The organism is Mucilaginibacter sp. CAU 1740, assembly GCF_039839285.1.
In the GTDB taxonomy this organism is placed as follows: domain Bacteria; phylum Bacteroidota; class Bacteroidia; order Sphingobacteriales; family Sphingobacteriaceae; genus Mucilaginibacter.
On the sequence record NZ_JBDOQS010000002.1, the window covers coordinates 71,252 to 84,970 of the forward strand.

At 42.4% G+C, this 13,719-nt stretch carries 15 protein-coding genes; 5 read left to right on the forward strand and 10 right to left on the reverse strand.

Going from position 1 to position 13,719, the window contains the following annotated elements:
- Positions 1-34: 34 nt before the first annotated feature.
- A complete protein-coding gene (locus tag AAFN85_RS04750) occupies positions 35-1,201 on the reverse strand; it encodes a galactokinase (RefSeq protein WP_347525822.1) in 1,167 nt (388 codons plus the stop codon).
- Between the two features lie 134 nt (positions 1,202-1,335).
- On the opposite strand from AAFN85_RS04750, the gene AAFN85_RS04755 reads away from it, so the two are divergent.
- Entirely contained in the window at positions 1,336-1,626 is a 291-nt protein-coding gene (locus AAFN85_RS04755) for a YciI family protein (protein ID WP_347525823.1), read from the forward strand.
- Between the two features lie 107 nt (positions 1,627-1,733).
- On the opposite strand, the gene AAFN85_RS04760 is transcribed toward AAFN85_RS04755, so the two are convergent.
- The 6 genes from AAFN85_RS04760 to AAFN85_RS04785 form a co-directional block, all read right to left on the reverse strand.
- Positions 1,734-2,135, reverse strand: a complete 402-nt coding sequence (locus tag AAFN85_RS04760; RefSeq protein ID WP_347525825.1) for a hypothetical protein — start codon at positions 2,133-2,135, stop codon at positions 1,734-1,736.
- Between the two features lie 106 nt (positions 2,136-2,241).
- Positions 2,242-3,105 carry an aldo/keto reductase gene (locus AAFN85_RS04765; protein ID WP_347525826.1) on the reverse strand — a complete coding sequence of 288 codons (864 nt, stop codon included), beginning with the start codon at positions 3,103-3,105 and terminating at the stop codon, positions 2,242-2,244.
- Between the two features lie 191 nt (positions 3,106-3,296).
- Positions 3,297-3,701, reverse strand: coding sequence for a DUF1761 domain-containing protein (locus tag AAFN85_RS04770; protein WP_347525828.1), 405 nt, complete (start codon positions 3,699-3,701; stop codon positions 3,297-3,299).
- Positions 3,702-4,033: 332 nt separating this feature from the next.
- Complete coding sequence (locus AAFN85_RS04775; protein WP_347525829.1) at positions 4,034-6,763, reverse strand: carboxypeptidase regulatory-like domain-containing protein; 2,730 nt, start codon at positions 6,761-6,763, stop codon at positions 4,034-4,036.
- Between the two features lie 324 nt (positions 6,764-7,087).
- A complete protein-coding gene (locus AAFN85_RS04780) occupies positions 7,088-8,038 on the reverse strand; it encodes a hypothetical protein (RefSeq protein ID WP_347525830.1) in 951 nt (316 codons plus the stop codon).
- Positions 8,039-8,091: 53 nt separating this feature from the next.
- A complete protein-coding gene (locus AAFN85_RS04785; RefSeq protein WP_347525831.1) occupies positions 8,092-9,036 on the reverse strand; it encodes a hypothetical protein in 945 nt (314 codons plus the stop codon).
- Positions 9,037-9,127: 91 nt separating this feature from the next.
- Here AAFN85_RS04785 and AAFN85_RS04790 point away from each other — a divergent pair, with 91 nt between their 5' ends.
- Both AAFN85_RS04790 and AAFN85_RS04795 read left to right on the forward strand, forming a co-directional pair.
- Positions 9,128-9,685, forward strand: a complete 558-nt coding sequence (locus AAFN85_RS04790; RefSeq protein WP_347525832.1) for a DUF6438 domain-containing protein — start codon at positions 9,128-9,130, stop codon at positions 9,683-9,685.
- A gap of 92 nt (positions 9,686-9,777) precedes the next feature.
- Positions 9,778-10,248 carry a CYTH domain-containing protein gene (locus tag AAFN85_RS04795; protein ID WP_347525834.1) on the forward strand — a complete coding sequence of 157 codons (471 nt, stop codon included), beginning with the start codon at positions 9,778-9,780 and terminating at the stop codon, positions 10,246-10,248.
- 6 nt (positions 10,249-10,254) lie between these two features.
- Here AAFN85_RS04795 and AAFN85_RS04800 read toward each other — a convergent pair whose 3' ends face one another.
- Entirely contained in the window at positions 10,255-10,548 is a 294-nt protein-coding gene (locus AAFN85_RS04800; RefSeq protein WP_347525835.1) for a hypothetical protein, read from the reverse strand.
- A 253-nt stretch (positions 10,549-10,801) separates the two neighbouring features.
- On the opposite strand from AAFN85_RS04800, the gene AAFN85_RS04805 reads away from it, so the two are divergent.
- Both AAFN85_RS04805 and AAFN85_RS04810 read left to right on the forward strand, forming a co-directional pair.
- Positions 10,802-11,140, forward strand: a complete 339-nt coding sequence (locus tag AAFN85_RS04805) for a metalloregulator ArsR/SmtB family transcription factor (RefSeq protein WP_347525836.1) — start codon at positions 10,802-10,804, stop codon at positions 11,138-11,140.
- On the forward strand, positions 11,137-11,559 hold the full coding sequence (locus AAFN85_RS04810) for an SRPBCC domain-containing protein (RefSeq protein ID WP_347525837.1): 423 nt from the start codon (positions 11,137-11,139) through the stop codon (positions 11,557-11,559). The genes AAFN85_RS04805 and AAFN85_RS04810 overlap by 4 nt, the downstream gene beginning before the upstream one ends.
- A 55-nt stretch (positions 11,560-11,614) precedes the next feature.
- On the opposite strand, the gene AAFN85_RS04815 is transcribed toward AAFN85_RS04810, so the two are convergent.
- Positions 11,615-12,034, reverse strand: a complete 420-nt coding sequence (locus AAFN85_RS04815) for an ester cyclase (RefSeq protein WP_347525838.1) — start codon at positions 12,032-12,034, stop codon at positions 11,615-11,617.
- 204 nt (positions 12,035-12,238) lie between these two features.
- Positions 12,239-13,717, reverse strand: a complete 1,479-nt coding sequence (locus tag AAFN85_RS04820) for a glutamate synthase subunit beta (protein WP_347525839.1) — start codon at positions 13,715-13,717, stop codon at positions 12,239-12,241.
- Positions 13,718-13,719 lie beyond the last annotated feature (2 nt).

The following is a 13,719-nucleotide window of genomic DNA, read 5'->3' on the forward strand; positions in this document are numbered from 1 at the left end:
ATTATAAGGGCGCAAAAATATTAAATATCTGCTATTAATTTAGTACCGATGCCAAAACGCCTACGCCATCGCCAATCAATGAGCTGTAAACAGATGGCGCGTAACCGATTTTTTTGGTGTAATACTCAGTAACTTCTTCGCTGAATTTATCGAAAGCATCGCCTTTTACCAACGCTATGGCGCAACCGCCAAAGCCAGCGCCTGTCATGCGGGCACCTGCTACATCGGGGTTGGTTTTGCTGTATTCTGCAACGGTATCAAGCTCAACGCCGCTTACTTCGTAAAGGTCGCGCAATGAATCGTGCGATGCGTACATCAGTTTACCAAATTCGGCCAGATCATTCGCGGCAACGGCTTTAGCGGCCAGTTTAACGCGGTCGTTCTCTTCAATTACGTGTTTAGCGCGTTTTAATACAACAGGCTCGGTAATCAGGTGTTTATATTCTTCAAACGTAGCGCTGTTTATTTCGCACAGGTATTTGATATCCAGTTTCTGCTGTAGCTCGGCCAATGCGGTCTGGCATTCCTGCACGCGTTCGTTATATTTTGATTCGGCCAGCTTGCGCGGCTTGTTGGTATTAATGATAGCCAATACATATTCACCAAGGTTGCTGTCAACCGCTTCGTAGTCCAATGTATCGCAATTAAGCATCAAAGCTTTGTTCTTTTCGCCGAAGGCAACTGCAAACTGGTCCATAATGCCGCAGTTAACACCTATAAAGTTGTTTTCTACGTCTTTAGATAATTTTACCAGGTCGAGCTTGCTATAGCCGCTGTTAAACAGATCGTTAAGCGCGTATGAGGTTACAACCTCGATAGAGGCTGAAGAAGATAAGCCTGAGCCAATTGGGATATCGCCATAAAAAAGCATATCCAACCCTTTTACCGGGTGACCGTCTTTAACAAAGCGATCAATTACACCAATAGGGAAGTTAAACCAGTTCTCGCCTGTTTTTTCGTATTTTAATTGCAACGGAATATCAAGCTGTTCACTAAAATTCAAGCTCCTGAAGCGGAAAATGCCATCTTCATTTGGCGAGGTTAATAAGTAAGTGCCAAAGGTAATGGCGCATGGCATTACAAGACCGCCATTATAATCGATATGTTCGCCGATAAGATTGACACGGCCTGGTGAAAAGTACGCGTTATCTGCTTCTTTATTAAAGATCTTAGTAAATTCCTGGTGCAAATTATTCTTCATTATTCAGGTTGGTTTTCGAAAACAAATATTGTAAAAATTGTCAACTTTACATTTATAAAGTTAATTTAATTTTTAATTTATTTTAACAGGATAGTTACGGATATTCGGGCCTGTTAATCAATTAAAAACATACCATGAAACAATACCTTGTAACCGCGTACGATTATACCGATGCCGAAGCTTTTGACAGGCGAATGGCCGCCCGTCCGCATCATCTGGATGGTGCCAAGGCATTAAAGGCGAGTGGAAATTTAGTTATAGCCGGTGCTATGCTGAATGAAGAAGGCAAAATGGTAGGCTCAACAATGATCATGCAGTTTGAAACCTACGATGAACTGGAAGCCTGGAAACAGAACGATCCATACATTACACAACGCGTTTGGGAAAGCGTTGATGTAAAGCCGTTTAAAGTAGCGGATATTTGATCAGTTGGCAGTTTTTAGTAGGCAGTTTGCAGTTGAAAGTTGAGTTAAGCAGTTTGCAACTCTATTTTTCGATTAGCAAACTGCAAACTCAAAACTGCAAACTGTCCTTATCTTCCTTTCCAGCTACCCATCTTCCAATAGCCCTCGGCATCCTTTTCATAAAAAGCGGTGTAGCCTTTTCCTTCAAGGTTAAAATCAAAAGAAAACTCGTTTACGGAAGCATCATCAGGTAAAAAATTAGTCACTATACTATCGGCTACAGCAGCTAAAGTGATCCCGAAGTTATCTTCAACCGAAGGAACGCTCGGTTTCTCGCTTTCAACAAAATCACTAAAAGATTCAAATTCATAAACCCCATTTTTTTGTTTCCGGGCGGCTTCAAAAGCAGCTTCAGCCCATTGTTGTTTGTAGGCTTCCATGGCGTTGAGCAGGTCTCCGGCCGAAATTTCTGGCAGGCCGTCGCTGCCGGTTGTATTATAGCTATCCAGTATTTCTTCTTTGGTTTTCATGCCTACTGCAAACTTGTTTTATAACAAAAGGATGCCGGTCGGGCATCCTTTTGTGGTGGTAAAAGTAAGAAATTTATTTTCTGTTTGGCCTGAATAAAAGGGAGCCTTAAACTTCCCCAATACTATCCAATACCGCTAAATCATCCTCTGATAATTGAATATCGGCAGTTTTCATATTTTCCTCCAGGTGACTAACGCTTGATGTACCCGGTATCAATAACACATTAGGCGAGTGGTGCAGCAACCAGCTCAGGGCAACCTGGTGAATGGTAGCGTTGTGCTTATCGGCAACGCGCTTCAAGATCTCCTGCCCTTGTACGTTGCCGCCACCAAGCGGGAACCATGGTATAAAAGCGATGTTATGATCATTGGTGTATTCCAGCTCTGCTTCCCATTTACGGTTATCAACGCTGTACATGTTTTGTACCGATACAACTTCAAAATACTGTTGTGCCAGTTTAATATCGGCAACACTTACTTCAGACAGGCCGATATGCCTGATCTTGCCTTCCTGCTGTGCTTTCTGCAAAAACTCGAACGATTTTTCGGCAGGTACTTTTGGGTCGATGCGGTGTAATTGGTAAAGGTCTATCCTGTCAACTTTCAAACGGCGTAGACTGCCGTAAAGGGCTTCCTCGAGGTGTTCGGGCGAGGCATCTACAGGCCATTCACCGGGGCCTGTACGTAATAGGCCGCCTTTGGTGCCAATGAGCAGATCTGTTGGATAGGGGTGCAGTGCTTCGGCTATTAATTGTTCGGATATGTTTGGTCCGTAGCTATCGGCGGTGTCAATAAAATTAACGCCTAACTCAACTGCGCGTTTCAATACACGGATAGCCTCGTCTTTATCTTTTGGTGGTCCCCAGATGCCTTCGCCTGTTATACGCATAGCGCCGTATCCCAGTCGGTTAATGGTTATATCGCCACCTATAGTGAATGTTTTTTCAAATGAGCTTGTTGTGCCTGCCATAGTAATGTGTTTTAGTATCAACTACTGTAAATTTCAACTAAAATACCGATGGATTGTTTAGCGGGTGTATAAGATAAATGTCATATTGAGGATCCTGTCGCTTTAATGTTTTAGCACGCAAAGTCGCGAAGCCGCAAAGTTTTTCTTAACGGTTTCGAGTTTTAGGGTGCTTTATTATCAAATGAGTGTTGTTATCTCCATGCACCGATGATCAACCCCATCAGCGTTAATGATACCACGCTGTATCCGCCATTAATGAAAATCAGCCTCCAGCTTTTAAGCTCGAATAAACTATGGATCGCTATGGCGCTGAATGTCCAGATGCCTGCCAGGAAACCGGCGGTAGCGCCCCAGGCAAGGTCTGTTTTTGCATCGGCCAAAAACATGGCGAGGTTTACCGCCATAATGAGCGAGAAAAATGCGGTAAAGCCAAACGCGCGGCCTTTGTTTGATGATCGAAGCTCTTCGGTAGTTAGTTTGTTATCGGCTGCCCAGGCGTTGGCAAATAGCGAAGGTGAGTACCAAATGCCGCCTACTAAAAAGGCAGACAAGGCTGCAACCACAACGGCCAGCCAGTTAATAAGTTGAAAGTTCATAACGGTAATGGTTTAAATTGAATAGAGTTAAACGAATATAATAAATTGAACCCAAACAAATTATGCGGATAACACAAATGGGCTGAATGAACGGGAATGCTTAAGATGGGCGCTAAGGAGCTTTCCAAAAAAAAGCGTCATTGCGAGGCACGAAGCAATCCCCGACTATACAGAGCAGATTTGCAGGGCTTCTCTGCTCATTGAGGATTGCTTCGTGCCTCGCAATGACGCAGGGGATATAGTATGCTTATTTAGCCATTTTAAATAGCCTCTAAAGCAAAATGCCCGATCTGTTCAAATACAGACCGGGCATTTAGCTTTATATTACTAATTTATTTCACGTTGTAGTGAAGTACATAGCGCCCTATATTACCATCGGCATCAATACCTTCAATTATAGCACGGTAGCTGCCGCGCTGATCGCTGTTGAAAAAGCTGATGGTAGCGGTACCGGTTGCTTTATCTGTTACGATATTAGGTTTCCAGTAAATGGTGTTGCGTAAATCGCCACCCAGTGTACCGGCTTTACTCACATCATATTTAGGCGAATAAAACTCTTTTGCTTTGGTGTAGCCTTGCACCGCAAATGTAATAACGTTTGTTTTCGGGATAAGTTCCTGAAGCTGCGCAAGGGTGATCTTTTGTTTTTTAACCACTTTTTTGTTGATGATCATCACACCCTTGGTTTGCGTGTTTCTGTTTATACCACTTACACCATCATTCATAAATATCTCCACATTTTCAACATCAGCGCCCGACATGCTGGTAAGGTAATTAGCATCAACAGGCAAACTACCTACGTAGATCTGTACCGGCGTAGTGCGATTACCCGCGTTATAATCACGTGTTATATAAAAATTATTATCAACATAAGTAAGGCCCATAGCCATAGTTTGAAGACAGTTAATAAGCAAAGGGCAACCCGTAAGCTGCTGGTTCGATATCTCATGGTCTGCCATCATTGATAAGCCCGCAAACGTGCCTCCATAATCACTATGGCTTACTTTTTTTACAATTTTGGTAGCTTTAACCACAACCTCCTTTATAGTACGTGAGCTTTGGTATTGCTTATAGCTGTTTTGCAGGTAAGGCCTGAACGTGCTATCGATATTGATGATCTCATCAGGAATGTTGGTATTCTTGCTCAGTTTTTGATAAGCCTCGCCATTTACGCTGATCACCATATTACGGCCGTTTGGATTATTGCGCGCGCTTAGGGTGATTTTAGAAGTATCCGGAACATTCACATTTGAGAATTTGAAATTGCCCGACATATCGGTTATCGTTTCGGCCGAGAAATTTTTATCCGGGATCAACAAGCGTAAGCTACCCTTTGCCACCGGTAAACCGGCATTGGTGCGTAATATACCGGTAATATCAATGCCCTGTTCAGGAAGCAGGTAAATAGGCGGGGTTTTATCTGCCAATATATCTTCATAGTCAAAACGACGGTAACCCTGTGTAAGCATCAGTATATCCAGGTTGGCTGCTTTTTCTTCGTCGGGTTTATTGAAATAATAGTTCGGTTTTTCAATAAAGCCTTTTAAATCCGAAGTAAGCAACATATTACTCAAAATAGTCGACTCGTTATCTTCGTTTGATGGCACCGTGGTGTCGTCAAGTACAGCTATCGAAAAACTGCCCTCGGTTGGTTTAATATCATTTTTTGCCGATACGGTAATCTTTACATTACCCCTTGTTGTGTACGATGGTTTATCGGTTTTAAGGGTAAGGTTCATCTGGTCGTTATGTTGTATAAACACAATGCGTTCGCAAAGGGCGTAACCTCCCGATGAAAATAATGTTATCTGAACTATGCCTGTAGGGAATTTTGTTTTGGGAATATTAGCCGAGTAGGTGGTACTGTTTAAAATTGTTTGCGCTGCGTAGCAAATAACACCGCCGCTTTGTGCTACCAGGTAAAAGCTTTTGTTTTGCTTACGCTGAAAAAACAGATCGTTAGCCATTATTTTTACCGTAAGGTTGGTAGGGTCGTTATTGTAAACGCCCAGGTTAATACCCATTGATTGTACGCGCGGCAGGTTGTATGACGCTGTAGAACCATCGGCAAAAGTTACGTTTGCTTTATATGAACGTTCCAGATCGGGTGTTATAGCAAATACGCCCATACCCAGGTGGGCACTGTTAAACTGGGCTATTTCTGTTCCTTTATCATCAACAATGTTGCCTTTTACATCTACACCCAACCCGCTCGAGGCTATAGCTTTAAATGCTATCTTGGTACGCAAACCATTGGTAAGCTGCCCGCCTTCCGGGAAAAATTGCACATCGTAGCCCTTAATAGCAGTACGCATTGAAAAGCTGCTGCTTACTGTTTTACGGTCGCCTACATCAATAGCCGTTACCAAAATACTGCCCGAAATAGCATCAGCCTGGGTTTCGGGAATATCAACAGTTAAAAATCCCTTATCATCAGTTGTACCGTGACCTTTATTTACGGGGTCGCCGTTTTTCATTAGCTGCCAGTTTACGCGTTTGTTGGCGTAAGGCGTATTATCAGGCCCTTTATATAAAATGCTGGCATCAACTTTTACATTGCTGCGTTTGCCCGAACTTTTAAAGGTGATATTAGTACGTACCTGGTTATCAATGGCATTACCTACGTTAAAAGTATGGTCGTAAAAGTAATCAGGATCAAAGTTGCGCATCCAGTTGGTATAACTCCTCAGGCGGTAGGCACCTTGTTTATACGTGTCGCCATTTAATACAATATTACCGCTGGCAAAACCATTAACAACAACAATACGCTGGCTTTCAACTACCGAGTCGCGGTTGTTGATCAGATCAACATATAAAATTTTGCTTAGTGCCGATGGCTGGTGTTTTTCGATAGTTACATATCCTTTAAACCAAAGGGTATCGCCAACGGCATAGTAGGGTTTATCGGTATGCAGGTAAACTTTTTCGATTGGGAAGGTACCGGCAAACTTGCTTGTTTTTTCGATAATGGTAGTGAGGGGGATACTATCCTGCTGGGCAAAAACAGAAGCACCAAAGGCAGTAAGCAAACAAAGTATAAGTAAAAATCTACGTACAATCATCAATTTAAGTTAAGGAAGTAACAGGGGCTAATATAAACATTAAGCCCGTATTGCATTTTGGGGCATTGTTTATTTAACATTTTTTTACAAAGCGCTACAGGCATTGCATGTTAAATTTAAACGCAGGGGCGTTAGTTGCCATATTGAATAGCAGGATTGTTACTTTGTAACGGATTACCCTATAAAGTTCGTCATTGCGAGGTACGAAGCAATCGCATGCTATACAGGGCGAACCTGCTTCCGTGCGATTGCTTCGTACCTCGCAATGACGTCTATTTAGCTTTTATATTTTATACTCAATGATGTCTAAATACTGAAAAGCGATTACTTAGCCGCTTTCCCCTCCACATGTATTGATACCATGCTTGCGTGGCGGAAGCCTAAGGTTGAGCCCGGTTTTACGTTGAAGTAGTATTTGAAATAGCTTTCTACTACAGCGTTCGCGGTATGGTTATAATCGGCTTTGATCTCCTCGTCGTCAATGCCAACAAGAGGATAGCCGTAGTGCATGCCGCCCTTATCATCAATATACATGGTAAAGGAGTAGTAAAAATCTTTAAAAGCCTTGTTTACAACGATATCATACGTAGGGTCGAGGTAATCGTCCGAGTTATCGAAGTTGTTCATGATATCGGGCTTGGTTTTCCGTTGTGAAACCGTAACCGATGGACTTTTACTGGTAATAACTGCCGGTTGGCGCGCAGCAAATGCCTTTTTATAATCGGCATTGGCTTTTGTGGCCAGCGATTCAATAAACAAAGTATCCCTGCGACTTGGGTGTCTTAATATGGATGTATCGGTGTGCAATACGTTCTTCACATAATTATCGGCATAAAAAAGCATGAAAACCTTGGTGCCTTTAACATCCAGCGAATCGCCTTTCTGAATCAGGATCTCCATGGTAATACTATCTTTATTGATCTTTTTAACTTTTAACCACGAGCGGGCCGCATTAAAAATAGAATCGTAACCACGGGTGAGCGGAAAATTAATGAAGGCGTTTTTAGTCGGACTGAAGATACTTACCGAATCGTCGGACACGAATTTTAGTTTCCATTGCGGTTCCAACTGGTAGCCATACTCATTAAATGATAAACCATTGCGCATGCGGCGTTTTACTTCCGAATAGTTGATGCCGTTATATGCCCTGAACGAGATGAGTTCCCGTTTCTTTTTTTCGGGCTTTGACTGGTTGCAGCCAAAGGCAATGATGGATAATATAAATAATGGCGCTAATATGGCCGTTTTTGTTGTTTTTAAATTGATAGACAGCATTGCTGCTAAAGATATAGATAATTAGATAAAGGCCGAAAAATGGCTTAACATCATTAAGCTCCGCGTCTGCCGGTAACATGAATAGCTATTTCGCTGGTATGCACAATCCCGAGGGTTGTACCGGGCTTGAGGTTTAGGTATTGTTTTAGATAACTGTCCATCACAGCTTTCGAATGGTCGATATAGTATTCGGACGTGGTTGGGATCAAAGGCTTTACGTAATGCATTTGCCCTTGCTCATCAACATTTACCGAAAATGAATAGTGGAAATCTGTGTGGGCCTTATTAATAATGATATAAAACGACGGTGCCATATAATCACTTGAGGTATCGAAATTATTAAGCAGGGTAGGTTCGGTAACACGCTTTTCGATTGAGACTAACCGGGTTTTGCTTTTGATCTGTACCGGCTGGCGTGCGGCAAACGCCTTATCGGGATCTTTATTGGCGGCCGCGGATAGCCACTTTATATAGGCAGTATCTTTTAAGGATGGGCTTTTGCATTTGCTTAAATCGCCATGCAAAACGTTTTTTACATAATTATCGGCATAAAAAGTCATGTAAACTCTGGTCCCGTGCGTATCAACCGAGTCGGCTTCGGCGCTAAGTACCTCAGTGATCAGGCTGTCTTTGGTCATTACCTTAACTTTTAACCAGGTACGCGCTGTGTTAAAAATAGAATCGTAACCGCAGGTAAGCGGGAAATTAATAAACTGTTTTTTTGTGGGGCTGTAAATGCTTACCGAATCATCCGATACAAATTTCATTTTCCATTGCGGTTCGAGCTGGTAACCTGCATTGTTAAATGAAAGTCCATCTTCCGTACGGCGGGCTATTTCGCTATAACTAATTCCTTCTATAGGTTTAAAAGAAATAAGATCTTTTACACCATCGTGCTTAACAACAGGTGGCTGCTTGCAGTTGAAGGCAATGATTGATAATATGAATAAAGGCGCTAATATGGCCGTTTTTGCTGTTTTTAAGTTGATAGAAAGCATTGTTCCTAAAGATATAGATAATTAGATAAAAGATTAAAGAGGGGAGCTTGGTATGTAAAGGAATTTATATATTCAACTATAATAACTCATCATGTTTGGGAAACATATAAGTAACTATTGGATAGTATTATTGATTTTGTATGGATGCGTTCAAGATCCAAAGTCTGCTAAAAAGGAATCGGAGATAAGCAAGATTGAGTTAGCAACAGGAGGTTGTTTGGGCGCTTGTCAATATACAGCAACGAGTATAGATAGCTCGTTGCATTTCAAATATTACGGCGGGAAGTTTTCAATATCGCTGCCTGGTAATAAAAGGCCGGAAGGTACTTATGATGGTTATTACGAATGCTTTGTTACCAGAGGTTTTTGGGATACGCTAAACCTGAAGCTACAAGCTATTAATTATAAAAAGCTTCGTCCGGTATATAGTCGTTCCCGTGATGATGAGAGTCTTGAATTAATTATCCATTACGGGGATGAGATCAAACATGTTAGTGCTCAATCCGCGGGTTTGCCCGATAGTGTTTATATGGTTGTTAGGTGGATAGAAGATAGTTACAAGCGAATCAAATTGACGCAATCAAAGGACAGTTTGACTTTTGAAGCACATATTCAAAAAGGGTTCGATATAAAGGCAGTGGCTAAATAGTATTTTACATTGTGTACTATAAAATAGGTGATATTTGCTTAGTGTAAATGTAAAGAGAACTAAATGTATATAATGTTTAACGATTTCGAGAGATGGCAATAGAAATAGAGCGTAAGTTTTTAATTGATCAAGATAAATGGCAACAACTTGAAAAGCCTCTACCTATGCATTTACGCCAAGGGTATATTTTTAGTGATGAAAATAAAACTATCCGCGTGCGTGTTGCTGATAATGTTGGAACCATTACCATAAAAGGAAGCACGGTGGGTATAAGACGGAGCGAATTTGAATATACTATACCTGCCGATGAGGGGTTTCAATTACTGAATAGTTTCGCGGTTTCTGAACTGGAAAAGTATCGCTACAACATCACCTATGCAGGCAAGCTGTGGGAAGTTGATGTTTTTTTAGGCGATAACCAGGGCCTGGTAGTGGCCGAAATTGAGCTTGACAGCGAAGAGGAACAATTTGAACTGCCGCAATGGGTAACAATCGAAGTTACCGGCGATAAACGATACTATAACTCTAAACTCAGCACACATCCCTTTAAAAACTGGGACTGATATTGATCAGGCACATTCCGGCAAACCCAGCAGATAGTCAGTTTCCGATTCGTCGTAAACGGTTTTAACGTATTTGTTTCCTTCGGGGCAAACCGCCGGGATCAGGCAGGTTTTATTGCCTTGTTTATCTATAATATACGCTTCGCCGTCCTCGTTCTTTATCCAATCGTAAAGTTTTGATCTTTCGGTGATGCCTTTCACATTGATGCGCTCGTTTACCCACTCCAGCGAGTCGATGGCCACATAAGGGTTATGGTGTGGTCGGGTATCGGTTTTAATACATACTATACGTACAGCCATGGTGCTAATTGTTTCAAATTATCAGGTGTGATAAAATTATTGCAAAAAGCAATACTTCGAAATAGGTATAATCACCCAATTTTTGATACGTAAAATTACCTATGCCATAAGTGCTGCTACTTTTTTTATTTCTGTAGTTTTTGTTGTAAGGCTTTGTAAATCAATTTAAATAAAACTGATAAAGTTATTGTGTAACCAAAAGGTTTCATTTAAATTTGTAACCGAAAGGTTTCATATAGCCTTTTGTTTAAATATGCGTAGAGACGTTTTTCAGGCCATTGCCGATCCTACCCGCCGCGAGATCATTAACATGATCGCCTATAAAAATATGAACCTGAATGCCGTGGCCGATAACTTTGATATTAGCAGGCCCGCGGTATCCAAGCATATTAAAATATTAACCGAATGCGGTTTGCTGATCATCAAAAAGCAAGGCCGTGAGCGCTATTGTCACGCCAATCTGAAGCAACTAAAACAGGTTACCGACTGGGCTGAGCAATACCGCGTGTTCTGGACACAAAAACTGGATGCCCTCGATGCATTCCTCGCCAATGAACAAAACAACAATAACCATAAAAACGAAAAATTATGAGCGCACAACCATTTGTAATAGAACGCGTTTATGCTGCCCCAATAGAAAAAGTTTGGGAAGCCATCACCGTAAATGAAAAAATGAAGCAATGGTATTTTGATCTTGCCGATTTTAAACCCGAAGTAGGCTTTGAATTTGAGTTTACCGGCGGCGATGATAAGCAACAGTTTTTACACCTCTGCCGGGTAACCAAAGTGGTTGATGGCAAGTTGATATCTTATACCTGGCGTTATGATGGTTATGAAGGGGAATCGGAAGTTACCTGGGAGTTGTTTCCGGAAGGAGAGGGCACAAGGTTAAAACTAACTCATAGTGGTTTGGAAACCTTCCCTGCGCTGGATTCCTTTAAAAAAGAAAACTTCGCTATGGGCTGGACACATATTACAGGTGTGTCGCTTAAAGAGTATTTGGAGAAATAACGATAAACAATGCACGGCTTGCAAAGCGTATGGTTTGCAAGCCGCGCATCAAAATTTAAAGCGGACTGATACTTACTCCAATTTGCTTTAAAATTCCAAGCTCGTCCGAACTGCCCCAGCGTTCAATCATCTTACCGTTTTCAAATTTCGAGATTTGCAGGCCGCGGGCTTTTATGCTTTTATTGGTGGCCGGGATGCCATTAAAGTCGCCTTTGTGCGTTCCGGTTAAAGTATATGCAAATGATACGTTATCCTCATCAGCAACTAATTGTTCAACAGCCAACTCCATATCCGGAAATGCGGTGCTTAGCTTGGTGAAAAAATCAATATATCCCTGCGGACCGGCAACCTGACCAGGAGCCGGATCATGATCTACTGAATCGGCAGCTACCAGATCATTAAATGCTTCAAAATTTCTGCTGTTAACAGCTTCGCCAAATTTTTGCTGTGCGGCAATATTGCTTTGTTTGCTCATGGTGTAAATGTTTTGATAGTGTTTAACAAAGCTGGTGCCGATAATAGGTTTGCCCCGAAAATATTACCACAAACCCACACCCTAACAGAGTGAAAGGTAACTACTACGCTATAAAACAATAAAGCCGGGCAAAAGCCCGGCTTTATTGTTTTATAAAAAGGAGAAGAGGAACTAACCTCTGATCTCCAACCTCTAATCACTAACTTAAAACACTTGTTCAAACTGATTAACCCCGTCTTTACTTTCCAGTAAAGAGTGGCCCATCAGGAACTCGTCAACTTTGCGGGCAGCTTCGCGGCCTTCGGAGATGGCCCAAACCACCAGTGATTGTCCGCGGCGCATATCGCCTGCTGTAAATACTTTGCTTACGTTGGTGCGGTAAACACCTTCTTTAGCTTTTACGTTTTTACGGTCGTCAAGTTCAACGCCTAGCTGGCTGATGAAAGTATCAGCTTGTGGATGTAAAAAGCCCATAGCCAGGAATACACGCTGACAAGGAATTTCACGCTCCGAACCTTCAACTACATGGAATTTAACCGGGCGGCCCATAAAATCCTGTTCCCACTCAACATCAACCACTTTCAAGGCGCGCAGGTTGCCTTCTTCATCACCTAAAAATTCAAGAGTGTTAACACCCCAGAAACGGTCGGCACCTTCCTCGTGCGAGCTGGTGGTTTTCAGTACCATTGGGTAAGTAGGCCACGGCATGTGTTGTGTACGTTGCGCAGGCGGCTGGAACATCACCTCAAATTGCTTTATAGATGCCGCGCCCTGACGGTTTGAAGTACCTACACAGTCGGAACCGGTGTCGCCACCGCCAATTACTACTACATCTTTACCTGTAGCCAGGATATCTTCGGCAGTAACTTCAATATTGCTTACGCGTTTGTTTTGCTGTTTCAGGAAGTCCATTGCAAAGTGGATACCTTTCAACTCGCGGCCCGGAATGTTCAGGTTACGCGGGATGGTTGAACCACCGGCTAAGATCACTGCATCGTTGTTACGTGTCAGCTCATCGGCTGCTACGTTCACACCAACTTCGCTGTTATATTTAAATATAACGCCATCCTTCTCCATTACTTCAACGCGACGCTCTACTACCCATTTCTCTAACTTGAAATCGGGGATACCATAGCGTAATAAGCCACCTGCGCGGTCGTCACGTTCGTAAACTGTAACGGTGTGGCCAACTTTTACTAATTGCGCTGCAGCTGCAAGACCTGCTGGGCCTGAACCAACAACCGCTACTTTTTTGCCTGTTTTAACAAGCGGAGCAGTTGGCTTAACCAGGTTTTTCTCGTAAGCGATCTCGATGATATGGCGCTCAATTTCTTCGATAGCAACAGGTGGTTTGTTAATGCCTAACACACATGCCGATTCGCATGGGGCAGGGCAAATGCGGCCTGTAAACTCGGGGAAGTTATTGGTTGATGATAATATGTGGTAAGCTTCTTCCCAGTTTTTACGATACACGGCATCGTTAAACTCGGGGATGATGTTACCTAAAGGGCATCCCGAATGGCAGAAAGGGATACCGCAATTCATACACCTTGCCGATTGCTGGTTAAGCTTATCTTCAGGGTATAAATTCACAAATTCGTTATAATTTTTAACGCGTTCAGCAGCCGGAACTTTTGAAGGTAGTTCACGATTAAACTCCTGAAATCCTGTAGGTTTTCCCATTT

What these genes read in the sequence shown, in the direction of transcription:
- AAFN85_RS04795 (WP_347525834.1), top strand. Translation starts at nt 9,778, where the DNA reads ATGGCAATAGAAATAGAGCGTAAGTTTTTAATTGATCAAGATAAATGG.
- AAFN85_RS04775 (WP_347525829.1), bottom strand. Translation starts at nt 6,763, where the DNA reads ATGATTGTACGTAGATTTTTACTTATACTTTGTTTGCTTACTGCCTTT.
- AAFN85_RS04810 (WP_347525837.1), top strand. Translation starts at nt 11,137, where the DNA reads ATGAGCGCACAACCATTTGTAATAGAACGCGTTTATGCTGCCCCAATA.
- AAFN85_RS04820 (WP_347525839.1), bottom strand. Translation starts at nt 13,717, where the DNA reads ATGGGAAAACCTACAGGATTTCAGGAGTTTAATCGTGAACTACCTTCA.
- AAFN85_RS04750 (WP_347525822.1), bottom strand. Translation starts at nt 1,201, where the DNA reads ATGAAGAATAATTTGCACCAGGAATTTACTAAGATCTTTAATAAAGAA.
- AAFN85_RS04790 (WP_347525832.1), top strand. Translation starts at nt 9,128, where the DNA reads ATGTTTGGGAAACATATAAGTAACTATTGGATAGTATTATTGATTTTG.
- AAFN85_RS04780 (WP_347525830.1), bottom strand. Translation starts at nt 8,038, where the DNA reads ATGCTGTCTATCAATTTAAAAACAACAAAAACGGCCATATTAGCGCCA.
- AAFN85_RS04765 (WP_347525826.1), bottom strand. Translation starts at nt 3,105, where the DNA reads ATGGCAGGCACAACAAGCTCATTTGAAAAAACATTCACTATAGGTGGC.
- AAFN85_RS04805 (WP_347525836.1), top strand. Translation starts at nt 10,802, where the DNA reads ATGCGTAGAGACGTTTTTCAGGCCATTGCCGATCCTACCCGCCGCGAG.
- AAFN85_RS04800 (WP_347525835.1), bottom strand. Translation starts at nt 10,548, where the DNA reads ATGGCTGTACGTATAGTATGTATTAAAACCGATACCCGACCACACCAT.
- AAFN85_RS04760 (WP_347525825.1), bottom strand. Translation starts at nt 2,135, where the DNA reads ATGAAAACCAAAGAAGAAATACTGGATAGCTATAATACAACCGGCAGC.
- AAFN85_RS04755 (WP_347525823.1), top strand. Translation starts at nt 1,336, where the DNA reads ATGAAACAATACCTTGTAACCGCGTACGATTATACCGATGCCGAAGCT.
- AAFN85_RS04785 (WP_347525831.1), bottom strand. Translation starts at nt 9,036, where the DNA reads ATGCTTTCTATCAACTTAAAAACAGCAAAAACGGCCATATTAGCGCCT.
- AAFN85_RS04770 (WP_347525828.1), bottom strand. Translation starts at nt 3,701, where the DNA reads ATGAACTTTCAACTTATTAACTGGCTGGCCGTTGTGGTTGCAGCCTTG.
- AAFN85_RS04815 (WP_347525838.1), bottom strand. Translation starts at nt 12,034, where the DNA reads ATGAGCAAACAAAGCAATATTGCCGCACAGCAAAAATTTGGCGAAGCT.